This is a genomic window from Runella sp. MFBS21, assembly GCF_029433105.1.
Taxonomy (GTDB): Bacteria; Bacteroidota; Bacteroidia; order Cytophagales; family Spirosomataceae; genus Runella.
On the sequence record NZ_JARNTW010000002.1, the window covers coordinates 473,213 to 499,758 of the forward strand.

22 protein-coding genes are annotated in these 26,546 nt (G+C 43.6%); 6 read left to right on the top strand and 16 right to left on the bottom strand.

From position 1 onward, the window contains the following. Positions 1–192 precede the first annotated feature (192 nt). From P1X15_RS06195 to P1X15_RS06205, 3 genes are all read right to left on the bottom strand, one after another. Positions 193–1,407, bottom strand: a complete 1,215-nt coding sequence (locus tag P1X15_RS06195; RefSeq protein WP_277337279.1) for a metallophosphoesterase family protein — start codon at positions 1,405–1,407, stop codon at positions 193–195. Between the two features lie 148 nt (positions 1,408–1,555). Further along, a complete protein-coding gene (locus tag P1X15_RS06200; protein ID WP_277337280.1) occupies positions 1,556–4,633 on the bottom strand; it encodes a PVC-type heme-binding CxxCH protein in 3,078 nt (1,025 codons plus the stop codon). A 111-nt stretch (positions 4,634–4,744) separates the two neighbouring features. Then, a complete protein-coding gene (locus P1X15_RS06205; RefSeq protein ID WP_277337281.1) occupies positions 4,745–5,809 on the bottom strand; it encodes a hypothetical protein in 1,065 nt (354 codons plus the stop codon). Positions 5,810–5,945: 136 nt separating this feature from the next. Between P1X15_RS06205 and P1X15_RS06210 the strand changes: the two genes are divergently transcribed. Further along, positions 5,946–7,769: an ABC transporter ATP-binding protein gene (locus P1X15_RS06210; RefSeq protein ID WP_277337282.1), complete on the top strand. Its 1,824-nt coding sequence runs from the start codon at positions 5,946–5,948 to the stop codon at positions 7,767–7,769. Positions 7,770–7,890: 121 nt separating this feature from the next. Here the strand turns inward: P1X15_RS06210 and P1X15_RS06215 are convergent, their stop codons facing one another. Further along, entirely contained in the window at positions 7,891–9,054 is a 1,164-nt protein-coding gene (locus tag P1X15_RS06215) for an exo-alpha-sialidase (RefSeq protein ID WP_277337283.1), read from the bottom strand. Between the two features lie 168 nt (positions 9,055–9,222). On the opposite strand from P1X15_RS06215, the gene purB reads away from it, so the two are divergent. Beyond that, positions 9,223–10,566 carry an adenylosuccinate lyase gene (gene purB, locus P1X15_RS06220; RefSeq protein WP_277337284.1) on the top strand — a complete coding sequence of 448 codons (1,344 nt, stop codon included), beginning with the start codon at positions 9,223–9,225 and terminating at the stop codon, positions 10,564–10,566. 154 nt (positions 10,567–10,720) lie between these two features. Here purB and P1X15_RS06225 read toward each other — a convergent pair whose 3' ends face one another. The 12 genes from P1X15_RS06225 to P1X15_RS06280 all read right to left on the bottom strand — a co-directional run bounded on the left by P1X15_RS06225 (position 10,721) and on the right by P1X15_RS06280 (position 22,993). After that, positions 10,721–12,079, bottom strand: coding sequence for an aspartate aminotransferase family protein (locus tag P1X15_RS06225; protein ID WP_277337285.1), 1,359 nt, complete (start codon positions 12,077–12,079; stop codon positions 10,721–10,723). A gap of 184 nt (positions 12,080–12,263) precedes the next feature. Next, positions 12,264–12,809: an NADH-quinone oxidoreductase subunit J gene (locus tag P1X15_RS06230; RefSeq protein WP_277337286.1), complete on the bottom strand. Its 546-nt coding sequence runs from the start codon at positions 12,807–12,809 to the stop codon at positions 12,264–12,266. A 105-nt stretch (positions 12,810–12,914) separates the two neighbouring features. Next, the gene (locus P1X15_RS06235) at positions 12,915–13,493 is read right to left on the bottom strand and encodes an NADH-quinone oxidoreductase subunit I (RefSeq protein ID WP_277337287.1); all 579 of its coding nucleotides are present in this window, start codon (positions 13,491–13,493) and stop codon (positions 12,915–12,917) included. Positions 13,494–13,554: 61 nt separating this feature from the next. Beyond that, on the bottom strand, positions 13,555–14,658 hold the full coding sequence (gene nuoH / locus P1X15_RS06240; RefSeq protein ID WP_277337288.1) for an NADH-quinone oxidoreductase subunit NuoH: 1,104 nt from the start codon (positions 14,656–14,658) through the stop codon (positions 13,555–13,557). A gap of 61 nt (positions 14,659–14,719) precedes the next feature. Beyond that, complete coding sequence (locus tag P1X15_RS06245; RefSeq protein WP_028664962.1) at positions 14,720–15,829, bottom strand: 2Fe-2S iron-sulfur cluster-binding protein; 1,110 nt, start codon at positions 15,827–15,829, stop codon at positions 14,720–14,722. A gap of 33 nt (positions 15,830–15,862) precedes the next feature. Beyond that, positions 15,863–17,203, bottom strand: coding sequence for an NADH-quinone oxidoreductase subunit NuoF (gene nuoF, locus P1X15_RS06250; protein WP_277337289.1), 1,341 nt, complete (start codon positions 17,201–17,203; stop codon positions 15,863–15,865). 54 nt (positions 17,204–17,257) lie between these two features. Then, positions 17,258–17,755 carry an NADH-quinone oxidoreductase subunit NuoE gene (gene nuoE / locus P1X15_RS06255; protein WP_277337290.1) on the bottom strand — a complete coding sequence of 166 codons (498 nt, stop codon included), beginning with the start codon at positions 17,753–17,755 and terminating at the stop codon, positions 17,258–17,260. Between the two features lie 68 nt (positions 17,756–17,823). Continuing rightward, positions 17,824–19,056, bottom strand: a complete 1,233-nt coding sequence (nuoD, locus tag P1X15_RS06260; protein WP_277337291.1) for an NADH dehydrogenase (quinone) subunit D — start codon at positions 19,054–19,056, stop codon at positions 17,824–17,826. Positions 19,057–19,131: 75 nt separating this feature from the next. Beyond that, entirely contained in the window at positions 19,132–19,632 is a 501-nt protein-coding gene (locus P1X15_RS06265) for an NADH-quinone oxidoreductase subunit C (RefSeq protein WP_277337292.1), read from the bottom strand. 76 nt (positions 19,633–19,708) lie between these two features. Beyond that, positions 19,709–20,254: an NADH-quinone oxidoreductase subunit B gene (locus P1X15_RS06270; RefSeq protein WP_277337293.1), complete on the bottom strand. Its 546-nt coding sequence runs from the start codon at positions 20,252–20,254 to the stop codon at positions 19,709–19,711. Positions 20,255–20,302: 48 nt separating this feature from the next. Beyond that, positions 20,303–20,671 (bottom strand): NADH-quinone oxidoreductase subunit A, encoded by a 369-nt coding sequence (locus P1X15_RS06275; protein ID WP_028664956.1) that lies wholly within the window; start codon positions 20,669–20,671, stop codon positions 20,303–20,305. A gap of 150 nt (positions 20,672–20,821) precedes the next feature. After that, complete coding sequence (locus P1X15_RS06280; RefSeq protein ID WP_277337294.1) at positions 20,822–22,993, bottom strand: T9SS type A sorting domain-containing protein; 2,172 nt, start codon at positions 22,991–22,993, stop codon at positions 20,822–20,824. Between the two features lie 146 nt (positions 22,994–23,139). Here P1X15_RS06280 and ffh point away from each other — a divergent pair, with 146 nt between their 5' ends. From ffh to P1X15_RS06300, 4 genes are all read left to right on the top strand, one after another. Then, entirely contained in the window at positions 23,140–24,453 is a 1,314-nt protein-coding gene (gene ffh, locus P1X15_RS06285; protein WP_277337295.1) for a signal recognition particle protein, read from the top strand. A gap of 32 nt (positions 24,454–24,485) precedes the next feature. Then, entirely contained in the window at positions 24,486–24,974 is a 489-nt protein-coding gene (locus tag P1X15_RS06290) for a hypothetical protein (RefSeq protein ID WP_277337296.1), read from the top strand. A gap of 9 nt (positions 24,975–24,983) precedes the next feature. Further along, positions 24,984–25,517, top strand: coding sequence for an NADH-quinone oxidoreductase subunit J (locus tag P1X15_RS06295; protein WP_277337297.1), 534 nt, complete (start codon positions 24,984–24,986; stop codon positions 25,515–25,517). Between the two features lie 70 nt (positions 25,518–25,587). Then, on the top strand, positions 25,588–26,496 hold the full coding sequence (locus tag P1X15_RS06300) for an LD-carboxypeptidase (RefSeq protein WP_277337298.1): 909 nt from the start codon (positions 25,588–25,590) through the stop codon (positions 26,494–26,496). Positions 26,497–26,546: the final 50 nt, after the last annotated feature.

The window sequence follows — 26,546 nt, forward strand, 5'->3', positions numbered from 1 at the left end:
CGAAAAGTATTCGTTTGAGTAATAATTTTCGTCTGAATGTTACAAATGTTATAATTTATCCTTAAAAAGTGATTAAATAGGGCTTAAAGTTTACTTAAAAAATAGAATATAAGAAACTAAGCTGGATTAATTGATACAATAAGTTATATTCTAGCCCCAGCCTTTAGACTAAAGCCCTTTTTACACATTTACTTAGGCTTTGCGTTTGAGATTAAACTTCCCTACTATTTCGCCATCATCTCTAATCATTTGCAGATTTAATTCTTTGGAGGTAGCGTGAAGCTTGATAAGGGTACGGTTGCCTTCTACGGGGCCGCCACCAATCACGATAGGGTAGTTGTGAGTGTTATCAGGCTCGTGAGTGGCATAGCGGTGCGTATGTCCTGAAATTTGTAAATCTATTTTGGCTTTATTGAGCACTGGACCAAATACTTTTTGGCAATGCATCGGTCCATGCCAATCGCCTGAGTGAAAAGGCGAAATATGAATCAAGACGACACGGAAAGGGGCTTTTTTGAATTCGGGCGTTTCGATTTCTTGTTCGAGCCATTTTTTTTGAATTTCGCGATAGCGGTCAAAAGCCGACAGCCCTCCATACTCCCAATTGTCGTCGGTTTTGTCTTCGCCTGCATCTAGTACCACAAATCTCACAGGTCCACGGGTAAAAGCATAATAAAATCTATTGTTGGGAGAGGCAAAATACTGAGTCAATTGCCTTGAAAAAGCACCTCTTACCTCATGATTGCCTTGCACAAAAACAAAGGGACGCTCCGTAGAAAATACGTCGCCGCAAGGTTTGAGGAGATGTTCGATGATTTGGGTTTCGTTATTGGTGGTTTCGAAAGTATCGCCGTTGAAGACAACAAAGTCAAAATCGCGGGTATTTCCCGAAAATCCATGACGATAGAGGAGTTGAGGAATGGTTTGGGGGCGATCATGGATGTCGTTAAAAACCACCATTTTAAACTCCTCCTCGTTGGCAGCAGGTGTTTTGAAAGAGTAAATTCCGCTCATGATCGTTTCGCCAAAATGTACCTTAGAGCCAGTATAACCCAAGATTTCGGTCGATACAATCCGGTATTTGTGATTTGCTCCTGCCGTAAGTCCCGAAATCGTAATTTTATTGATACGATTGTTGGCTTCGACAAGGCCGTCTTGATACGCGAAGGCTTTTTTGCTAAGATAAGCCCCTTCGCCATATTCTACCCAACTAAGGCTATTTTTGTGGGTAATCCACATGATTGTTATCTCATCCGACAATAAATTTTGGAGATATGGGCCTGCGACAAAACGATTTTTCTCTTCCAAAACAGCTCCTGGAGCCGCTTCAGCCGCTAATACTGGTAGAGTAGTTAAGGTACCAAGTTGAGCAAACTTTTCTAAAAACTTTCTTCGATTGGTCGACATCCTTATTGTTTTATTTTTTCTATAATATACCTATATCAGCTCAAGTCGGAGACATGAGGCCGATTGCGTACCGACATCATGTCGGTACGAGCGATAGCTTGACCCAAACTGTTATTTGGGTCAAAACGGGTATTGCGTCTCCGACGCACTATTTTCTTTTTAAGCTCGACATGTACTCTACCAAATCGACAAGGTCTTGTTGGCCCATAGTTTCGTGTAAGCCCGCAGTCATGAGCGATTCGTCAAGTTTTTTCATGGACACTACTTGGCTCATTTTATAACTTTGGGTAGTGCCTCCCGGAAATTTCATGAGCAAATCGGTTTCGGTTTTGCTAGCCACAATCCCAATAGTAGTACTTCCGTCTTTGAATTTTACTTCGTAGCCTTCATATCCAAAACTCACACCTGCACTTGGATAGAATATAGCCATGTATTGACCGTCTTTTCCTAATTTGCTTCCGATTTCGGAGAGTTTGGGGCCAAAATCTGCCCCTTCACCGTTGACTTGGTGGCAAATAGCGCAATAGTTGGCAAATACTTTTTGACCGTTGGCGGCATTGCCATTAAGCGCCACAAGCTCGCTTACAGGCGGCAATTTTTTACCCGTTTTGCTAGGGGCGGCATTGATGTATTTGGCCGCTTCGATGCGTACATTTTTGCGCCACGCACTGCTTACGCCCTGTACGGCAGCAGCCTTGAAATCGCCCGTGAGTTTACCTTCTTTCAACAAAGCCAATACCAAATCCTCGCCATCCATGCTACCGCCCAAAGCCCGAGAAGCTTCCATGCGAAGTGCTTTGGGACGTTTGGAGTCTAGGGCTATTCCTTTCAAAATATCAAGCGACTGTTTGCTGCCTACGCCGCGTAGAGAAATGACCGCGTTTTGGGCTTTGGTGGCATCTTTACCATTGATAGTGGCTACTAGTAAAGCAGATTCATTTTGTTTTAATAACTGACGTACCGCATCTCTACCGTCGCGTTGCATGGGTTTTTCGAGAGCGATTTGGAGAAGGCGCTTGCTTTCGGTGGCAGGCTCAAATCGCTGGACCAACTCCAAATATTCGCTTGTACCAAAACTCGCATCTAATAGTTTTTGGAGACTTTGCTGTGCTGCTGGAGAGGTTTTGACAAAACCAGGGTCGAGGTGGCGCAGGCAAAGCTTCGTAATTTCGTTGTCGGTATTGCCCTTCATAATAGTGAGGAGAGCATTGGATTTTTCGACGGCACCGGGATTGAAATCAAACGCTCTAAAATACCGCAAACGCTCCTGCAAAGGCACTTTTGAATCGGCGGCAAGAGAGGCTAACAGAGGCACTGAGGTTGCAGTACGAGCGCGCCAAATGATATCGCGACCCTTGGCGGTAGCTGTGGCGTTGGTGCCTCCCATTTTGAGCCAAGTACCAAAAAACTTATCCCATTGTCCATCGGCAGATACTCCCAAAGCTTCGAGGTACCAGCGGTCTTGTCCATCGTAACGGTTGGCCAATTGTACCCAAATATCCGCTGCCAAATCATCGTTGATATGGCGTATAGCAAGGGCTATTTCGCGGCGTACCTGCGGGTCGGGGTCGTTGGCTAAAGTATTCAGATGATGAATAGAAAGCGGTAAAATCCCTTTGGCGGTGATTTGACGCGCGGCTCTGATGCCCGTAATTCGAATATCAGGATTGGCGTCGGTAAGGGCAGTTTCTACATAAGTACTGCCATTAGGTAATTTGCTCAAAAGCCACAATGCCCGTGCTTTCATACGTGGACTGGGGGCTGATTGGTACATTTTCACGAGTTCACCTTCTGCACTTTGGCCTAGGCTTCGGATTTTGTTCCAAGCCATGTATCTTACTGATACATTTGGACTTTGGATGGCTTTCAAAGCGCCCGAAAGTGTATTGAAATCATTTGTAGGAACTTTGTAAGACGTATTGGGCGGCGTCACTCTGTAGATACGCCCGCGGTTCAAATCGCCCGCTTGGTGGCCACCCACACCAGGGTCGTACCAATCGGCGGCAAACAAAGAACCGTCAGGCGCCACACATACATCCGACGGGCGAAACCATTGATTGCGTTTGCCGTGGAGTACGTTGACGATAGTTGCTTTATAACCTGCACCATTTTTTTCTACTGGATATGCTCTTACTACATTGGGGCCAGCGTCGCAGTGAATCATTTGATTTTGAAATACTTTGGGCAACATATCACCTTCATAAATGACCATACCTGTGGGTGAGCCTGCGCCTGTTTGGAGTAGGTTGGGAACTACCCCGGGATCATTGAGATGCCAATGCCGCAGCGGAATTTCAGATTCGATATTGGTACGATTGGCCGACCAACTTGCGCCGGTCATTTCGTCGGCATAGCCATAATTGCCGTATTCCATGACATAGTTGATACGGACGCCTTTGTTCCCATCGTCGTCGTTGTCAGATTGCCACATGCTGCCGTAGCTATCTACTGCCACTTCGTAGTTGTTGCGGAAATTGTGCCCTAATACTTCTACGTTTTTGAAATCAGGGTCACACCTGAAAACCATGCCTTGTTTGTATTTTTTACGGTCGATAGGTACTCCATCTTGGTCAAGTACGGGTTGTCCTTTGCCGTCGAGGAGTTGATTGCCTTCGTTGCCAAAATTAAAATACAATTTTCCGTCAGGACCAAAAGTAAAGGCGTGCATTCCGTGGTCGTGCTGCTCACCTTTGATACCTTGAAAAATAATCTCTTTTTTGTCAGCTTTATCGTCACCGTTTTCATCGGTAAACAACCATACGTAAGGGCTTTGCGAAACCAGCACCCGATTTCCCATGACCAAAATTCCCAAGGGCGCATTGACCTCAGGGCCTTGATAAAATACTTTACTGGCATCTGCTTTGCCGTCGCCGTTGGTATCTTCCAAAATCAAGATGCGATCCCCCTCGCCGTGGGTAGGGTTGCCAGTAATGTGAGGACGATAGTTGTAAGCTTCAAGCACCCATACCCGCCCTTTGTGGTCGATGTCGATATTGGTAGGATTGGTAATCATCGGCTCAGAAGCAAACAAATTAGCTTCCAGTCCTTCGGCTACTTCCAATGCCCCAACGGCATATTTGAGGTCATGTTTTTGTTCTTGTGTAAGCGTAGCATACACACTATCGAGTGTATTGGAGGTGGCGCGACTTGGGTTGTCGTTTTGATAAGAAGCTGCCAATCCGCAGGTAAGAGCGATGCCGCCTAGCCCCCAGAGGTATTTTTTCATTTGTATCAGTGGTTTAGTACAAGTCGTCAGAATAATTAAATGTTAAAGCAAAATGTTTAGTATTTATAATGCCTTGAAGACGACGTAAAAAAAGGAGGTAAAAGAAGAGGGTTATCGGCGGGCATAATACATTGCGATATTCCTTAGTCTATACCAATGTTTTGTGGAGACCCAAGGATATTTTGTTTGCGCTAAAGGAATCATGTCCGATTCCGCAATTTCGCCATTGAGTTCTTTATTACCGAGTTCATACATGTAATATTCGGCTTCTTTGCAGTACTTCTGAAGCTTTTCGGCCAGAATCTCATCAATCCAAGGATATTTTGCTTGTAATCTTTCAAAGATAGGTTTTTGAAAATTGGGGCCCCATTCGGTGGTCAAAGCCAACGCTTCGTTGAGGATGCCGTCATTGACGCCCATATTGGTAGAGGTGAGGACTTGGATGCCCATTTTGATGAGGTCAAATCCAATTTCTTGAAGAGGAGTAAATGAAGCGGGAGTGCGAGAGGGTATGGGTTGAGCAGTAAGTTGATAAAATCGCTCTTTTAGATAATCAGGATAATGTTTGATAAGGTCGATGCTGTAACACCAGCCATTGGTAAACTGAACCTGAATCTCATAAAATCCAAAAGGAAGGTGGCCAAACTCACAGCCCACCGTCCAGCGATATTCGTGCCGATTGAGATGAGGAGATAGGTAATTTTCTACTTCTAGTTGTTTGGTTTTGTTGAAAACGACGATTTGGGCTACTTGAAAATTTTTGTGAAGTACATCAACTACAATGTGTTGATAATGAAGGTTATGTAGAATTTGAATATGATTCTTGCCAAAAATTCCTACGGGTGTATGAGAGGGTGTGGGGTACTCCGGAAATCGGATACTTTTTGTGCGGGCTTTGGTGATTTCAATTTCTCCTTTGAGAGGAGAGATATTTTCTGAGAAGGGTGGGCAAAGCACTACTTTTTCTTTTGGAATAAGGTCCCGTACTCCGTCGCCTCGGTCGGGTAGGAGGTAGCCTTGAGTGGTGTATTCCCAATCCGCAATCTCCTGTCTTTTTTCGTTGCTAGCTCCGCTGATTTGGGTATGACTATAAAGTTGGTTTTCAAGCTCAAAAAGTGTCCCGTCGGGAAAATGAGCCACATTTCTTAAGAAAAATAATTGGTAAGGAGAGTTCATGGCCTTTTTAGGACAAAATTACTGGAAATGAGCATTTGGCGAGAGGTAGGTTTATTATTCGGCACTTTTTTAGGATAGACTCTGTTTTTCTACCATTCTAATGATATTTGGCTAATTATCAGCTGTTAATATTTCTATGCCTCCTACAAATAAGCAACCTCAGCCTTCCCTCAAAGACCGTTTTCAGGCACTTCAATATTTGCCACCTTTTTTCAAGGAAATTTGGCACACCCAACCTTGGATGACAGCCACCAATGTTTTTTTGCGTTTGCTACGGTCGGCGATTCCATTTCTGACGCTCTACGTAGGCAAGCTCATCATCGACGAAGTGGTAATGTTGCTCAATGAACACTCTCAGGATACGGCTCATTTGATTTTGCTTATTGGTACTGAGTTGGCGTTGGCATTGAGTGCCGATATGCTCAATCGAGCCACTGCTTTGCTTGATTCGCTTTTAGGAGATTTGCACGCCAATCGTTCCTCTATCCAAATCATGCAGCATGCCGCTACGCTAGATTTAGCGCAGTTTGAAGAACCGGTTTTTTATGATAAACTCGAACGCGCTCGCCAACAAACCGTAGGCCGAACGGCGCTACTGTCGCAGTCATTGACGCAAGTACAGGATATCATCACTATCGGTTTTTTGGGCGCAGGTTTGGCGATATTTAGCCCTTGGCTGATTTTGATTTTGGTATTGAGTATTATTCCCGCCTTTTTGGGGGAGTTTTATTTCAATTCGGAAAGTTATGCCCTCTCTTATCAGTGGACGCCTCAACGCCGTGAACTAGATTATTTGCGATACGTAGGAGCGAGTAATGTCAACGCCAAAGAAGTAAAACTCTTCAATTTGTCGGGCTTTCTGACGGAGCGTTTTCGGGAAGTGTCGTCGGCTTATTATGAGCAAAACAAAAAATTGGCGATACGGCGGGCTTTTTGGGGAGCTGTGTTGACGGCTGTTGGGACGGCGGGTTACTATGGCGCTTATGCTTTTATTGGGGTGGAAACCGTCAAAGGGGCGATTACTATCGGAAGTCTTACCTTCTTAGTGGGGTCGTTTAGGCAGCTTAAATCTTCGCTAGAAGGGATTTTGAATCGTTTTACGAGTATTTCACAAGGGGCGTTGTACCTCAAAGATTTCTTCCAATTTTTTGATTTAAAACCAGAAGTAGCTTCTCCTGCTACGCCTTTGCCTTTCCCTAATCCTATTCGAGAAGGATTTGTGTTTGAAAATGTGGGATTTCGTTATCCAAGTAGTCAAAAATGGGTATTTCAACATCTTAATTTTAAACTGAATGCGGGTGAAAAACTGGCGATAGTGGGTGAAAATGGCGCGGGGAAAACGACGCTTGTTAAGCTCCTCACGCGTCTTTATGACCCTACGGAAGGGCGTATCTTACTCGACGGGCGTGATTTAAGAGAATATGATTTAACCGAACTTCAACGGCATATTGGGGTGATTTTTCAAGATTACATTCGCCTGATGATGACCGTGCAGAGCAATATCGCCGTAGGAGATATCAATCAAATCAATAACCTCGACCGCATCGCCACGGCATCCGAACGGAGTTTGGCGGCGGCTTTGATTGGACGCTTGCCCAATGGTTTTCAACAAGTATTGGGGCGGCATTTCAACGGTGGCACGGAGCTATCGGGTGGAGAATGGCAAAAAATCGCTTTGGCACGGGCCTACATGCGCGATTCGGAATTGCTCATTTTGGATGAACCTACGGCGGCTCTGGATGCGCGCGCTGAGTATGAGGTATTTCAGCGATTTGCGGAGCTGACAAGAGGCAAAATGGCTTTACTGATTTCGCACCGCTTTTCGACTGTTCGCATGGCCGACCGTATTGTCGTCATCGAAAATGGACAATTGATTGAATCAGGAAGTCATGAAACCTTGATGGCAAAACAAGGACGTTATGCGGAGTTGTTTCAATTGCAAGCGCGAGGATATGTATGAAATTTTAAGAAATAGAATACTTGCTTGATAATCAGCGGGATATTGTTTGTTTTTTTAGGGATTAAAGGATTGCACAGTTGGTAAATTGAGAGACCAAAGTTTACCAACCGTGGTAAGATGGTCAAGGTTTACTCTTCTGAAATTTTTTGATTCGGTGGAAAGTCAGATAATTGGCGTCGTGGTTGTTGTGGGCGCCGCCTTGACCGTCTTCATAAGCCGTACGCGAAAGAAAAATGATATTGTTTTTTCCTTCAAAAAGCCAATCTACGTACTGAAAGCCATGCTTGATGATGTCGGGATGCTGGAGTAATATTTGACGTAAATCCCAATTGCGCAAATCTTTAGAACTAAACAAGGCTTGTGTGTTGCGAATGCTCGCTGGATTTCGTCCTTTGTTAGCCACTTTGATTTCGTCTGGAATGTAATTGGTGATAGTCCAATAAAGTTTGGATTTGCGATCATAACGAATACTGAATTTTTTGCTACCACCCGGAAACTTTACAAAATCAACCTCACGGTCAAAAGTGGCGGTTTTGCCGTCGGCGGTAATTTTTACGAAAGCGGCTTTTTCTTCTAAAGTAGATTTATCATCCACGCGTAATACGTCCCACAGTTGGCCGTTGGGATCTACTACGGCATTGCCTTCAATCCACCCTCCAAAATTACCCCCTAATAGCGTCGAGTCATGTCTCAGTACATTACTGCTTGTCCAGTTGGCGGCTTTCATAGGATCGGCACCCAGCGGAATCGACATCATAAAAGCTCCGTAGCGCTTTCCCCATTTTTTGATAGGCCCCATTGCATCTTCCATAGCGCGCCAAAGCTTGCCGTCATGCTCAATCAGTGGCATAGGTGCGCAGTGGTACTCGCCCGCAAGTAGTAAGCCATTTTCGGCGTCGGTTGGTTCAGACCAAGTGTTGCCGTTGTCGGTCGATTTACGGATGATAGTATTGCCGTGATGTTTGCTGGTTCCCATAAAATACAGTCCTTTTTCGTGCACAAAGAGTTTAGACCAAAACTGCCCGTTGATGTCGGCTACATGTGTCCAAGTTTTGCCTTTGTCTTGGGATCGGTAGATTTTTGAAATAGGTTTTTCAAATTCGTTGGACTTAGGGCCAAACAAATCGTGAGAGGCTAGATAGTCGCCATTGGGGAGAATACACACACTTGGCGAACCAATATACAAGCCCGATGAAGCAGGGCTGTAAGCTACTACGCTGCCTGGGACTTGAGCCCCCACAATCTGGTATAAGAAAAGGCAAAGAAATAAGGCGTATTTTTTCATCGATAAAGACTTAAAGGATGATAGCAGGTTTAGAATCAAGAATAATAAAAGGCAACAGAATCGCTCCCAAAAGGAAGAAAAGAGATTCTTATTATAAAAGCATTTTCGCGGGTTTTCTACCAAATCTTTGCCAAGGATGGCGTATCTTTGTGTTTTAGAACCCATACTATGCAACTAAATACGCTCACTGCCATATCTCCCGTTGACGGTCGCTACCGTCGTCAAGTTGAAAAACTAGCTCCTTATTTTTCTGAATTTGGGCTGATTCGTTACCGCATTTTGATTGAAGTCGAATATTTCATTGCCTTGTGTGAGCTGCCATTGCCTCAGCTCAAAGATTTTGACAAAACGCTCTATACAGATTTAAGGGCGCTTTACGGGGAGTTTTCGGAGGTAGATGCCCGCATGATTAAAGAAATAGAATCGGTGACTAATCATGACGTGAAAGCGGTTGAGTATTTTATCAAAGAAAAACTCAAAAACAAGCAATTAGAGTCTTTTTTGGAGTTCATTCACTTTGGTCTTACTTCACAAGACGTAAATAATACGTCGATTCCATTGTCTTTGAAAGATGCGCTTCAAGCCGAAATGATTCCTTTGTTTGAAGAAGTGATTACAAAACTAAAGGCGCTTGCCGAAGAGTGGAAGCATATTCCGATGCTAGCTCGTACGCACGGACAACCCGCTTCACCTACTCGTTTGGGAAAAGAGCTAGGGGTATTTGTAGAAAGACTCGAAAAACAACTTTCGATGCTCAAAGTAGTGCCTTTTGCGGCTAAGTTTGGCGGAGCTACGGGGAATTTCAATGCCCACCACGTGGCTTATCCCGACATAGATTGGGTGGCTTTTGGCAATCAATTTGTTAATGAAACGCTCGGTTTGTCGCGTAGCCAACTCACCACGCAGATTGAACATTATGATATGTTGGCGGCATTGATGGATACCTTCAAAAGGCTCAATACCATCCTGATAGACCTTGATAGAGACGTATGGACATATGTGTCTATGGAGTATTTCAAACAAAAAATCAAAGCGGGAGAGGTGGGCTCTTCGGCAATGCCACACAAAGTAAACCCCATTGACTTTGAAAACTCAGAAGGTAATTTGGGGATTGCCAATGCTGTATTTGAGCATTTGGCTGCCAAGCTTCCGATTTCGCGTTTACAGAGAGATTTGACCGATTCTACCGTGTTGCGCAATTTGGGTGTTCCTTTGGGGCATACAGTTATTGGGCTTAAGGCATTGCTTCGTGGCTTGGGCAAACTTGAGTTGAATGAGCAGGCGTTTTACGCAGATTTGGATAACAATTGGGCCGTAGTAGCAGAAGCGATTCAGACGATTTTGCGCCGTGAAGCTTACCCGCAGCCTTATGAAGCCCTTAAGGCATTGACGCGTAAAAACGAAAAGATTACTTCTAATACCATTGCGGAGTTTATTGATGGCCTTGACGTATCAGATAGTATCAAAGAAGAACTGAGAGCGATTTCACCTTTTAGTTATACTGGTAGTTAGGCTTAGACTTTCCAAGTTTGTAAATCAATAAGTTTACAAACTTGGAAAGTCTCCTTTAATTTGGCGTAGTTGAGTAGGATATGCCTTCAGGATGTTAAAAGTCAGGCTAAAGCCCAAAAAATTCTGCCTCTTTCTTTTCCCCAGCCTAAAGGCGTCATTTCATTTCTGCTTTTATTGCCTCTTCAATCGTGTTTACGATAAACTCGCATTGGTCTTGACTCAACACCAAAGACGGGCGTAGCGTAATTACATTACCTTCGATGATTTTGAAAGCCAATCCTCGCTCCATGCAGCGATACATGATGCGTTCGGCTTCTTCGTAGGCGCGCTCTTTGGTATGAGAGTCTTTCACTAAATCAATCCCTATATGAAATCCTCGCCCTGCTACATTGCCGATGATAGGATATTTTTCTTGCATCTCCCGAAAGGCATTCATCAAATATTCCCCTTTTTGGGCGGCGTTTTCTACGAGGTTGTTTTCTTCGATGTATTCGATTTTGGCCAATCCTGCGGCACAGCAGAGTGGATTTTTTTCGTGGGTAAAATGTCCAATCGAGCTATCTTGTAAAATATTGTACTTTGATTTAGAGACAATTCCTGCCAAGGGAAGCATACCTCCTCCCAATGATTTTCCTAACACAAGCACATCAGGAGTGACATAATGTTCACTCGCAAACATTTTTCCAGTTCGTCCGAATCCTTCGATGATTTCATCAAAAATGAGAAAAATACCTTCGCGGTCGCAGATGTCACGGATTTGTTGCCAATAATAAGCCGAAGGCACCATGGGCGTAGAAGAAATAGGCTCGGCCACAATCGCCGCAATATCAGGCTCATTACGAAGTAAAAGTTTGATTTGGCGCAAATATTCATCGTCAATTGCCCTTTGGTCTGTCCAATTCCAAGGGTTACGGTAGTAGTTAGGAAACTCTACATGTAATGCCCCAGGTACCATTGGGCCGTTGCCTTTTAAAAAATGCGCTTGACCGCTCACGGCGGAAGCTTGGTAGCCTGTGCCGTGGTAAGCATCCCAAAACGAAATTGTTTTCCACTTACCCGTTATTTGTTTGGCAAGCATTACGGCCATTTCAATCGCTTCGGAGCCACCGGGACAGAAAAGCACCCTGTCTAGTCCCAAAGGCGTAATCTCCGCCAATTTTTTGGCAAGTTGGATTGCGGGAATGTTGGTGTATCGTCGTGGGGTAAAAGCCAATGATTCGTTCATTTGGCGCATCATCGCTTCTACTACTTTGGGATTATTAAAACCTGCATTATGTACGCCATTGCCATGCATGTCGAGGTACTTTTTGCCATTTAGGTCATAGATGTAAGGGCCTTCTGTTTTAGAAAGAACATTCATTACGGGCGTAGAAAGGGCTTGATGAAAGAAGTATTTGGCATCTTCTTCTAGCCAATACCGCGTTTCGTTATCGAGAGATTGATGATATAGGAGGCGTTGTTGGGAAGAGTTAATATCTCCTTGGTCTTCCGAGATGGTATTTTCTTTGTGCATTTTTAGAAAAGGGTAGAAGGGGTTGTTTCTTTTTCCAAAATACAAAAGCACTTCATAAATTCCAAAAGGGAATTCAGCAAGGTTTTGAGTAATACTAATTTAGAAATAGCTACCCAAAATAAATCCCGTTACCCTGAAAATCAAACAGGACAACGGGATTTGGTAAATGTATGAAAATGAGTGCTTAGAAGTGTCTATCTCCTGCCTCACGACGGCCAAGCATGACCGCTCCTACCATGGCGACCAAAAATAATATGGAGACCAATTCGAATGGGAGCAGATAGTCACTATATAAAATCTCTCCGAGACTTTCAACCATTCCTATCTGAGAATCAAATGAATAGGGGTTGTATGTACCTAGTTGAGCTTTGCGCAAAACAGCCACAAAAATCAAGAACAAAGTACCACCTACTATCATTGCCGCAATTTTGACCAGGTTGGTTTTTGATTCTTCGTCTTCTTTTTTAAGGTTCAAAAACATGATTACAAACAGGAACAATACCATGATAGCACCAGCGTAAACGATGATATTGACCGCCGCCAAAAACTGGGCATTGAGCAATATATAATGACCTGAAAGACAAAAAAATGTTGCAATTAGATACAACACACTATGAATAGGGTTTTTGGCAAGTACTACCATTAAACCACATAAGATGGTCAAAAATGATAGGGCATAAAAGATACTCGTAGAAGGAGTAAGATTGGCAAATAAATTTGAAAAATTCATAGAGGTAGTAAGTAGCGAGCTACTGTTATCTGTTAAATGTTATCTGTTGACCATGTGGTAAACATAAGATTTTGCATCACCTGCACTTGTTTCCAAGCCCTCCATTTACAATTGAGTTCTGGGCTTGGCATCGATACCCTTAATATCTTGCTCACGGGCTTCTTCTTTGGTCCAAGCTTTGCGTAGGTAGCGATTGTTCATGTTTTCGGCCAAAAGGTCTTTTCCCCAAATCACTTGGTCGCGCTCCGTAAATACGGGAACAAACTCATCGTGACGAAGGTAAATCGCTTGTTTAGGACAGGCTTCTTCGCATAGCCCACAGAAAATACAACGTAGCATATTGATTTCGTACACTGCGGCGTATTTTTCTTCGCGATAAAGATTCTCTTCTCCTTTTTGACGCTCGGCTGCTACCATCGAAATAGCTTCGGCTGGACAAGCCACCGCACACAGACCACAAGCCGTGCAGCGCTCGCGACCTTGGTCATCGCGCTTAAGAACGTGCCGACCCCGAAATACGGGTCCTAGATTCTTTTTAACTTCAGGATACTGAATCGTTACTTTCTTTTGGAAGAAATGTTTGATGGTAATACCCAAACCTGTCGCGATTGCTGGCAGATAAATCCGCTCTGCAAAGGTCATTTGTTTATTACTAACTTGCTTCGAACGATTTGTAAGTTGCATATTTTTATAGTTTTAGATTGGGACTTGTGAGCCTTCACTGGCATCAGAACAAAAACCTAATCTATTTCAGAAAAGACATAACCAAAGGTTTTAAAAACAAGATCGCTCCGCCTGTTAGGACGATGTTGACAATCGCGAGAGGAATCAATCCTTTCCACCCTAAATTCATCAACTGGTCATAACGGAAACGGGGGAGTGTCCAACGTACCCACATATAGAAAAATACGAAAAACAATGACTTGCCAAAAAATACCAAGAATCCAATCAAAGTAGCCACATTGTGACCCGCAATTTCGCCCAATGAGCCAATTAACTGGGCTTGTACCCAATCCATGCCCGGATAATTATAACCCCCAAAATAAAGGCTAGAAATCATGGCAGAAGATACAAACATGTTGATGTATTCGGCAAAAAGGTAAAAACCTAGCTTCATAGAGCTATATTCGGTATGATATCCACCAATAAGTTCCGTTTCGCATTCGGGCAAATCGAAAGGAGTACGGTTACATTCGGCAAAAGCACAAGTAATAAAGATAATAAAACCGAGTGGTTGATAGAAAATATTCCAGTTACCACCGTGTTGTTGTTCTACAATATGACGAATCGAAAGAGAGCCTGTCATCATCAAAATCGCGATGATAGCTAAACCCATAGAGATTTCATAGCTGATGTTTTGGGAAGCAGCACGAATAGCACCCAACAATGAAAACTTATTGTTGGAAGCCCAACCTCCCACCATGATTCCATATACTCCTAGTGATACTACTCCAAAAACATACAAAATACCGATGTTGACATCAATAGCCTGTACAGGTACATCCCATACTTTGCCGGGGGCGGCTTCGTATTTGATGCTATCTCCAAATGGAATCACGGCGCTAGTCATCAGAGCAGTAAGCATCGAAAGACAAGGACCTAAGATAAATAGCCACTTGCTAGATTGAGCGGGAATAAAATCTTCTTTGAAAAACATTTTGACAGCATCGGCCAATGGTTGGAGCAAACCAAATGGTCCGGCACGATTGGGGCCAATACGGTCTTGCATAAAAGCCGCCACTTTGCGCTCTCCGTATGTAGAGTACATGGCCACCAAAAGCGTAATACCAAATATTAGCAAGATGATGATGGCCTTGATAATGAAAGCTACGTCGATAGTAAATGTCATAGATGTGAGGTCGTTAGAAAAAGAATTTGAGTGGATGCTCAAATTCTTTTTCAATGATATATCAGTTGTTCTCAGCCAACGAACGTTGGTTGGCTTTTGCATTGTTTTCTTTGCTTAATTCCCGAATGGTATTGTTGTCGGTCACAAAAGGACGAGAGTCATCAATTTGTTTGTACTGAGCCGCGGCTACTTTCAATCCAAAATCAGGCTTTTTAAGGTCAGCGCGGTATTTGTTGGCCATAATTACCGAATGACGAGATACCGTGGTAGGTCCTTCAATGACCCAATCACTGGTTTTTTTACGTTCAAAACGGCAAGTATTGCAAATAAATTCTTTTACTTCTCCCCATTCGTTTTTGCGGGCAGTAACGCGAATTACTTCGTCACCACGGTACCAAAGTGTCACATTACCACTGCATTTTTCGCAATCACAGTGTGCTTCAACGGGTTTTGTAAACCACACACGATTTTTGAAACGATAGGTTTTGTCGGTCAAAGCTCCCACAGGGCATACATCTATGACATTGCCCGAGAAGTCATTATCGATTGCTTTTTCGATATAAGTACTGATTTCGGCATGGTCGCCTCGGTTCAAGACCCCATGAACGCGCTTATTCGTAATTTGGTCAGCCGTAAATACACAACGATAACACAACACACAGCGTGTCATGTGAAGTTGGATGTATGGACCAATGTCTTGCTTCTCAAATGTACGGCGTTCTTCTTCATAGCGAGTACTGACGCGGCCATGTTCGAAAGCAAAATCTTGCAAGTGGCACTCACCTGCTTGGTCACAAATAGGACAGTCGAGAGGGTGATTGATAAGCAAAAACTCTACGATTCCACGGCGTGTTTCGAGTACTGCTTCATTGGTTGTATTTTCGACTACCATACCGTCTTGCACAGTTGTGATACACGATGGCACTAACTTTGGCATGGGGCGAGGGTCTTTGGCAGAGCCTGCTGTCACTTTGACCAAGCAAGCCCGACATTTTCCACCCGAGCCTTTGAGAGGTTCGTAGTAGCACATAGCAGGCGGAGCGAGATGACTTTTGGTCGCATCGGCTTCGGCGATTTTACGCGCTGCTTGCATGATGGTTGTCCCCGGCGGCACTTCGATTTCGATACCGTCAAAAGTAATTTTGAATAACTGGGGTGCGGTATTTTCCATATGTTAGGTCAAGTTCCTTTTTTGATTCTTATATTATACCAACTCCATTGCACCAGGATATACAGCTCCTGGCTTGGTAGCTTCGTGGGGATGTGTCACGTGCCATTCAAATTCATCACGGAAGTGACGAATCGCCGCAGCTACAGGCCAAGCGGCCGCATCGCCTAGGGGGCAAATGGTATTTCCCTCGATTTTTTTTGCAACATCAACAAGTAAGTCAATGTCACGCATATTTCCTTTGCCGTTTTCGATTCTTTCCAAAACTTTGTCCATCCAGCCAGTTCCTTCACGGCAAGGCGAACATTGTCCGCAAGATTCGTGGTGATAAAAACGAGCAAAAGTCCAAGTATTGCGTACAATACAAGTCGTTTCGTCCATCACAATAAAGCCTCCTGACCCTAGCATGGTGCCGGTGGCAAAACCACCGTCAGAGAGCGATTCATAAGTCATGAGACGTTTGTCTCCGTTTGTTAAATTCAAAATAAGATTAGCTGGCAAGATAGGTACTGATGATCCACCTGCTACTACAGCTTTGAGATGATGCCCTGGACGAATACCGCCGCACCATTCGTCGGCATAAATAAAATCTTCGACGCTGATACCGAGTGGAATTTCATAAACGCCGGGTTTGTTGATGTGACCCGAAGCCGAAATCAACTTTGTACCTGTACTACGTCCAACGCCCAAAGCTGCATAAGCTTCGCCGCCATTGTTGACAATCCAAGGTGTATTAGAAATAGATTCTACATTGTTTACTACGGTGGGTGACTGGTAGAGCCCTTTTACTGCTGGAAAAGGGGGTTTGTTGCGTGGGTTGCCGCGTTTTCCCTCAAGAGATTCCAAAAGGGCAGTTTCTTCACCGCAAATGTAGGCACCTCCACCAGGCTGAACTACTAGCTCAAGATCATAGCCCGAGCCTAATATATTTTTTCCTAAAAAGCCCGCTGCTTTGGCTTCTTCAATGGCTTTTTCTAGGATTTTGACTACATACATCAATTCTCCCCGTACGTAGATGAAGGATTTGTTGGCTCCTAACGCATAGCTAGAAACAATCATTCCCTCTATCAAAAGGTGGGGAATTTCACGCATCAAATAGTGGTCTTTAAACGTGCCTGGCTCAGACTCGTCGGCATTGCAGACCAAATAGCGAGGTACTCCCTCGGGTTTTGCCAAAAAACTCCACTTCATACCCATCGGGAATCCGGCACCACCGCGTCCGCGTACGCCTGATTTCTTGACTTCTTCGACAATTTCTTCAGGAGTCATTTTTTTCAACGCCTTTTCGACAGCGGTATATCCGCCTTTTTTGCGGTAGACCTCGAAGGTATTGATACCTGGTTCGTTGATATGTTCGGTGAGAATTTTTACTGCCATGGTTCAAGTGATAAACCTCAACAATTTCATTGAGGTAGTTTATTATTCAAGCTCTTACTTTGAGAGTTCTTCAATGATTTCGTCCACCTTTTGATTGGTCAGATTCATGTAATACTTTTCACGAATCTGAAATACCGGCCCCCATCCACAAGCTGCTAGGCATTCTACTTCTTTAAGCGTAAACTTACCGTCAGAGGTGGTTTCGCCCGTATCAATTCCTAACTTTTGCTTTAAATGCGTGTACACATCTTCTCCACCCATCAAGCAGCAAGGGCCAGTCCGACAGTATTCGATGACGTGATTACCGACCGGTTCCAAATGGAACATGGTATAGAAAGTAGCTACTTCATATACCTCAATGGGTAATATATTTAGCAATCCCGCTACGTAGTCCATTACTTCCTCACTTACCCAGCCGTATTGTTCTTGGGCAAGGTGAAGCAGTGGCAAAAGCGCCGATTTTTGTTTGCCTTCAGGATAACGGGCGATGATTTCCTGCGCTTTCGCGAAGCGTTCGGGAGTAAAAGCTATTTTTTCAGCAATATTTGACATACTATCTTCTAATTGGACATCGACGGTAATCGTCGATGGTAAAATCTAAGTATTGAACTGACCAGCGACTAGGCGTCTAATTCTCCTGCAATTACATTTAAGCTACTCATCGTAACAATCGCGTCCGAAATGGTGCTACCCACACACATTTCAGGATATGCCTGATAATAGATAAAGCATGGGCGTCGGAAGTGCAAACGATAAGGAGTACGTCCTCCATCGCTAATGAGGTAGAAACCTAGCTCTCCATTTCCACCTTCTACGGCATGATAAACCTCTCCAATAGGGGCGTCGATTTCGCCCATTACTATTTTGAAATGGTAAATCAACGCTTCCATATTGCGATATACTTCTTGCTTAGGAGGCAAGTAGAACTCGGGCGCGTCTGCATAGTAAGGTCCTTCTGGCAAGTTTTTCATGGCTTGCTCGATGATGCGAAGACTTTGCCACATTTCTTCGTTGCGAACCATGAAACGATCGTAGGTATCGCCATGTTGACCTACTGGAATATCGAATTCAAAATCCTCATAAGAGGAGTAAGGACTCATAACACGCACATCATAATCAACCCCCGCTGCTCGTAGGTTAGGACCCGTAAAACCATAACTCATGGCTCTTTCGGCCGAAATGCCCCCCACTCCAATCGTACGATCCATAAAAATACGATTGCGATTAAAGAGTCTTTCAAATTCTTTGAGTACTGGCGGGAAAGATTTCAAAAATTCATTGATTTTGTTGATAGCCGTGCTGTTGAGATCTCGCTCCATGCCACCTACGCGGCCCATGTTAGTAGTAAGACGAGCACCGCATATTTCTTCGTATATTTCATAGATTTCTTCGCGTTTTTCATAAACGTACAAGAATCCTGTGAAAGCCCCAGTATCTACTCCCAAAATCCCATTGCAGATGATGTGGTCAGCGATACGAGCTAGCTCCATCAAAATAACTCTGATGTACTGAGCACGTTTAGGAACTTCGATACTCAAAAGTTTTTCGACTGTCATGTGCCACCCAAAATTGTTGATAGGGGAGGAGCAGTAATTCATGCGGTCGGTAAGGGTAGTGATTTGATAAAAAGGCCGACGTTCGGCTATTTTTTCAAATGCCCGGTGAATATACCCTACAGTTTGCTCACCAGCGACGATTTTTTCGCCATCCATGGTAAGGATGTTCTGAAAAATACCGTGTGTAGCGGGGTGCGTTGGCCCGAGGTTAAGGGTAGTAAGTTCGTTGACGTACTGTACTTGGTCGCCTTTGGCGAGGTCTGCATTATTTTGTGGGGCAACTGAGGTTTCTGTCATTTTTATGAAACTTTGGGGTCTGAGCATCGAATGTAAATAGCAACATACATTCTTATCATGCTCAAACGGGATACATTATCTTCCAAACAAAGCATCGATTTTGTCCTGACGAGTAGGATCTTCGAGCGGGTATTCTTTGCGCATGGGGTGATAATCCATTTCCTCCATATTGAGAATACGCTTCAAATTGGGATGGCCATCAAAGATGATTCCAAACAAATCAAAGGTCTCTCTTTCCATCCAGTTAGCTGAAGCCCACAACCCTACAGCAGTAGGAATGTGTACATCCGCGTCAGGAAGGTAGACTTTTATACGGATACGGAAGTTGTTAATGAAGCTATGGGTATGATACACCACGCAAAACTCTTGTCCTAGGGCATCAGGATAATGAATGGCGGTAATATCTGTTAAAAAATTGATATTGAATTGAGGGTGCGATTTTAGATATTCCAACAAAGGAATAATTTGCTCGCGAGTAGTGGTGAAAGTAAGCATTCCGAAGGGCTCTTCGAAATCAAATACATCATCACCAAACTTTTTTACAATCTCTTCGGCTACAGATTGGTTCGTTAGCATATGGATGAGAGGTGTTGTTGTGATAAACTCAGTAGGAAGCCCCAATAAGTCATTAACAAACAACGATTAACGTTCATTATTGGATGTTGTAAGAGGCCAACAAGGCTTGGTACTCAGACGAATTGCGACGACGCAACGATTCGTTGTGAGTTAGTTCTCTAACTTGCAAAATACCTTCGAGAATTTGCTCAGGACGGGGAGGGCAGCCTGGTACATATACATCTACCGGAATCACGCGGTCAATACCTTGAAGTACGCTATAAGTATCAAAGATACCACCACTTGAAGCACAAGCTCCAATCGCAATTACCCAGCGAGGTTCGGCCATTTGAAGGTACACTTGCTTCAAAACCGGGGCCATTTTTTTTGCGATAGTACCGGCTACCAAAAGCATATCTGCTTGGCGGGGAGAAAAACTAGGGCGCTCAGAACCAAAACGCGCCAAGTCATAGCGTGCTGCCATAGTCGACATAAACTCGATTCCGCAGCAAGAGGTGGCAAAAGGCAAAGGCCACAAGGAATGGCTACGTGCCAAACCTACTACTTTGTCGAATGAAGTGGCAAAAAAGCCAGAGCCTTGGTAGCCGTCTGGAGCTTCTACTATTTTTACGTCAGTTGTCATGATTTCTCTTGGTAAATAATTGTTTTTAGTGGGGAACGTAGCAATGCCTTATTTCTCCCACTCCAAAACCCCTTTGCGAATGATGTAATAAAAGCCTGATAGCAACAAGCCCATAAACACGATCATTTCTACAAATCCAAATACGCCTAGTTTAAGAAAATTGACAGCCCAAGGATACATAAAAATAACCTCTACGTCAAAAAGTACAAAAAGAATAGCGACCAAGAAGTATTTGATAGAAATAGGTGTGCGAGCATCACCTTTTACTTCGATACCACACTCAAATGGATCGTCTTTTTGTTTACTATTGCGTTTTGGACCAATAGAGTGGGTAACAAGCATCGTGCCCACTATAAAAGCCAATGCCAAGCCAAGTTGAATAAGAATTGGCAAATAATCGGCGGGTTGATAATTCATTCTGTTAGGAGGTTGGTTGATGTAGATTTACTCTAGTACCCAAAATTACTACTGTCACCTCATCTAACCAAATGTTTGGCATATGGTTTTGAAATGACTTCGCAAAATTAGCAAGAAAGGCTTCTGCACGAAGCAGAAGCCCAAAAAATATCATTTATCAATCAAAATTCTTTTGGCTTGATTGAGGGTAGCCGATTTTACTTTGAAAATATACGCTCCCTCATTTAGCCCTGAAAGGTCAATTTCTTGGCGGATATTGAGGGTAGGCATTACTTTACGATATACTACCTGCCCCGTAAGCCCTACTACTGTGATTTCTACGTCTTTCAAATCTTCCAACGTTTCGACCGCAATTTTTCTGCTACGAGTAGGATTGGGATATAAAATTAGCCCATCTTCTGTCGTTCCCGTGGGCCGATATTCTACTGTATTTGAAAAAGGAGACAAGCACGTGCGCAAGCTTCCCCCCGATTGAGCCTCAAAAGTGACGCGTGAGCGGGTGCTATATGTACTGATTGTGGTTGCTTTGATTGCTGATTCTTTGAAGGGCAAGACACGCCCGCCTTGCATCCATTCCCAAGTAATGTTTGAGACTTTGGTATCAGTAAAAGCAAATATCGTGCTATCAGGAACAGCCTGTACGCTGTAGGGACCTGATTGAAATACTGTAGGAGCTTTAATATTGATTGTTTTGATGGTGACGGGGGCTGAGGCGGCGGCAGCACTACATCCATAAATATTGCTAACTGTGGCAGTATAATTTCCCGGATTTCGGACAGAAATAGTCCGTCCTACGAAGCCATTACTCCAACGTACGATATTGGCAGTCGAAACATTGACCGACAAAGTAATAGAAGAGTCGGCACAGATGATTTGTTCTCCGCTAGGTGAAATTACGGGGTTAGCTACCTGTACACTTGGGTCATTGATGACCAATGTAGGAGTGAGGTAAGTATTACCAGCGTTGTCTTTCATCGTAGCTTGATAATTACCTTGACCAGTCACTGTAATAGTTTGGGTAGTTTGGCCATTGCTCCAGCGATAAGACGCAAAACCATCAGCAGCTCTTAGGTTAATACTTACTCCGGGAGTATTGCAAGTTACGGTTATTGGAACTACCGAACGCGGTTTTACTGGTACAACTGTAGCAAAAAAGCTAGGAGGCAAAGAATTATCCCAAGCACGGGCCAAGTCTACCAGACCTTGGCCCTGAAAATGTACCCCGTCTTCTTGGCCATTTACAGGGTTTGTAGCAGGCCTTGGCACCTGAATATTGTCTGTATAAGGGCCGCCGTAACTTTTATTGAAAGGAATGTTAATGACGGCATTTTGTCCATCTATAATAGCCTGTGATACCAAAGATACGCCGTTGATGGCATATCGAGAAGTACGAGCAAACACCCAAGGAAGCGAAGACAATACCTCCCCTTGCTCAATACGAGCTACATTGATTAAGCCTTGGAGAGAATTTTGATAAGCTTCTTTGTTGACGCGAGCAGCGGCGTCGTTTTCACCTTGAAGCCAAAGCACCGCTCTTAGTCCTAGGATAGAACCATAGTATTGCAAAGAGGCTTTGAGGTTGGCATAAGGCATACCAGCGGGAAGGTTTTCGCCTAATCTATTTTGAACAGGCTTGCCTTGTGCAGCATCTAACCAGTTTTGGGTAGAAGTATCAAACCACGCAGCATTCATAAAAAGAACGGGCACGTTGAGCTTTCTCGCTAATAAATCACCTAAAGGCCCCCAGCACCATGCGCTACGTCCACGAGGTCCAATGAGCGTCTCGGCAGTGAGCTGTGCAAATGATAGTGTAGGATTGTTGGTATTGTTTGAGTTTTGATTGTCCCAAGTCACTGTATTGACACGGTCTTCGGTAGCACCTGTGGCACCAAAACCGAAGAAGCCTTGGGCATTAGATTGCCCTGCTACCAAAAAAACTTCCCCTATCCCTACTCGGGCGACTCTATCAGTGGCGATTTGATTGTTGCTAAAAAAGGCTCGTACTTCTAAAGTATACCATCCGCCGCGGCCCGTGAGGCTACCCAAAAAAACACCTCCTTGAGGATTTTGCTGAATAACGGTCCAATCAGTAGCTTGTCCTTGAGCTGGTAATACAGGTACAAGACGAGCTTCCACACGGTCTACGCCTTCTGTATAATACCCGCCAATCGAAATAGTAGCTTGGTTTGCATTGTCACGCTGAAAGATGGCTCGCTCTACGGGAAAGGTAATCTTGATTTGAGCCCTCAACGTACCTACCGATAAAAATATACTCAGAATCACATACAAACAGCACCAATAGGTAGTTGTTTTTTGCTTCATAATCTTGTTTGACTTTTCTGGTTACTTGTGGTTTTATCGCGCAAATTTAAAATTATAACAGTACTTTTCACACAGGATATTAAAGTTATTATGCTTTGAGCGCATCATTCACTAAATTTGTCCCCTCATTTTACTAGCATTAGATTATGTTTGAAAGCTTACAAGACAAATTGAACAAAGCGATTCGGACTCTTAAAGGGAAAGATCGCATCACAGATATCAACGTTGCTGCTACAACCAAGGAAGTGCGAAGAGCGCTGGTAGATGCCGATGTTAACTTCAAAGTTGCTAAAGAAATTACGGATAAAATAAAAGATAAAGCCCTTGACCAGAAGATTCTGATTGCGGTGGAGCCTGGGCAAATGTTTGTGAAGATTGTCCACGAAGAGCTCACAGAGCTTATGGGAGGGCAAGCTGAAAGCATTAATATTAAAGGAGAACCGGCTGTTATTCTTATTGCAGGTTTGCAAGGTTCGGGTAAGACCACTTTTTCAGGTAAACTCGCTAATATGCTTAAGCGACAAGGACGCCAAGTATTGTTGGCGGCTTGTGATATTTACCGCCCTGCGGCGATTGACCAGCTAAAAGTATTGGGTACTCAAATAGGCGTGGACGTATACGCCGAGCCTGAAAATAAAAATGCCGTAGAAATTGCCCAAAATGCCGTAGCCCACGCCAAAAAAACGGGTAAGAAAATTGTGATTGTGGATACGGCTGGGCGTTTGGCGGTGGATGAGGTGATGATGAAAGAAGTCGAAAACATCAAAGCTTCTATCAAACCTAGCGAAATATTGTTTGTGGTAGATTCGATGACAGGGCAAGACGCCGTCAATACTGCCAAGACATTCAACGATCGCCTCAATTTTGACGGGGTGGTATTGACCAAATTAGACGGTGATGCTCGCGGTGGTGCGGCTCTTTCGATTCGTCAGATTGTAGATAAACCGATTAAGTTTATTTCAACGGGCGAAAAAATGGAAGCACTTGATAGCTTCTATCCCGACAGGATGGCGAGCCGGATTTTGGGAATGGGCGATGTGCTTTCGTTGGTAGAGCGTGCTCAGCAAGCATTTGACGAAGATGAAGCCAAACGAATCAATGCCAAAATGCGGCAAAATAAGTTTGACTTTGATGACTTCTTGGGTCAGCTTCAACAAATCAAAAAAATGGGGAATGTCAAAGACCTACTAGGGATGATTCCTGGTATGGGTTCTGCCATGAAAGATTTGGATATTGACAATGATTCCTTCAAGCCTATCGAAGCGATTATACATTCGATGACACCTAAAGAACGAGCCACTCCTGACCTTATCGATAGTAGTCGCAAAAAACGCATTGCTGCTGGAAGCGGAACATCTTTACAGCAAGTCAATAACCTCATCAAGCAGTTTGATGAAATGCGTAGAATGATGAAAAAGATGAATACCATGGAGAAAGCCGGTAAACTAAAAATACGCTAAGCAATCTACTCTCTCATAAAAGATTTGAAAGGATGCTCAAGATAGAAGTTAAAAATCTTTTCCCCGGTCAAAAGCACATTTGGTCGGGGCTTTTTATAGTAATGATTTTTGTTGGCAGCAAAACCCAAGCCCAATCAGTAGGATATTATCCTTGGAATGGACTGATGTCGGTGAGTACCAACCCTTATCGTCCTGTTTGGCTCGATTTTCGTTTACAAACCAATACGCTTTTTGGAAGCTTAAGTACAGAGGTTTTACCAATGGTAAATCTAAAACAAAAGGAAAGCTTTCAATTGTACTTAGGCGGCGGAGTAAGATTTAATTTTATTGGGGTATTGGCCAACCAAACCAAAAATCTAGTAGAAGGGTATCAGCTCAATGTAGGAACCCGCGTGGCTCCTTTTAAAAGTGTACCACAAGTAAGAGTCGCGTTTGAATTGGCTCCGTATGTCCAACGAAAATTAGATTCAGGTATTTTGAAAAGTAATTTTGGGGTGATATACACTTTTGGCCACAAGTGATTAATGATTATGACACTTGCAGAAATTGCTTTTTTCGGGTTTTCGGCGTTGGCAATTGGAGCCTCGCTAGCTATTTTGTGGACGCGCAATGTCATGTATGCAGCTCTTTGTCTTTTTGTAGGCCTGCTGGGAGTCGCTGCATTGTACGTACTGGCAGGGGCAGATTTTTTGGCCATTACCCAAATCCTCATCTATGTAGGAGGGGTATTGGTACTCTTGATTTTCGGAATTATGCTTACCCATCGGGCCGAACGAGATAGTAATCAAAAAATGAATTTTGTACTTACTACGCATCTTAATCGTTTTTGGGGGACGGTGATTTCATTGAGCATTTTTGGGATATTGTTTTGGCTTATTCTTCATACTCAGTTTTTGATAATTGGGTCTTACTCCGTAGCAGAGCCTCTCCCTAGTCGCTCATCGTTGCGAGGTATCGGGATGCATCTTATGACTACCCATGTGTGGGCTTTTGAGGTAGCGGGGGTTTTGCTTTTGGTGGCTTTGGTAGGAGCGGCTTATTTGGCAGTCCAGAAAGAAAAATGAGCTTTAGTAGCGACTTGTATTTTAGAGGCGTTCCTAAAAAAATATAATAAACCTTTAATTTTTTTATTAAGTGAATAGACCTCCTTTTTTGCAAACGGGTGATTGTGTAGGCGTTCTGGCCTTGGCAAGCCAAGTGCCTTATGCAACCTTAAAAGAAGGGTTGCGGATTTTGAGAGAGGATTGGAAGCTAGAAGTGATAGAAGGGAAAACGCTTCACACAAGCTATCATCAATTTTCGGGAACGGATGAAGAGCGCCGACAAGATTTTCAACAAATGCTCGACGACCCTCGTATCAAAGTTATTTTTTCGGCACGAGGAGGCTATGGTAGCTCAAAAATCATTGACAAACTCAGTTTTCGAAAGTTTAAAAAATATCCTAAATGGATAGTTGGCTTTAGTGACATTACGGCAGTCCATGCCCATCTTCATAAACTAGGATTTGAGAGTTTACATGCTACAATGCCCAAATTGTTTGGACAAGATGGAGCGGTATTTGCCCTTCAAACCCTCCGAAAGGCATTGTACGGAGAAAATCTTAGGTATGAGATAGCATCTCATCCTTTCAACAGAATAGGAAGCGCAAGTGGACAAGTAGTAGGAGGAAACCTGTGTCTACTTGCTCATCTGATAGGCTCACGTTCAGAACTTGATACCCGTGGGAAAATCCTGTTTTTGGAAGACGTAGAAGAATACTACTATAATCTTGACCGAATGATGGTGCAGCTCCAAAGGGCTGGTAAGTTATCACAATTGGCAGGGTTGGTAGTGGGACAGTTTACGGACTTGAAAGATAACGAAGCTATCAAGTTTGGCAAGAGTGCTTACGAAATTATTGCCGAATATGTGGCACCTTATGATTATCCCGTTTGCTTTGATTTTCCAGTTGGTCACGTCGCCGACAATCGTGCTATGATAGTAGGTAGGCAGGCGCAATTGTCAGTGACTCATGAAGGAGTACAGCTTTTTTATTTTCATTAAAATTTTTGTTTAAAGGAGTTCAAGGAAGTTATCTTAATCTCTAGGTATCT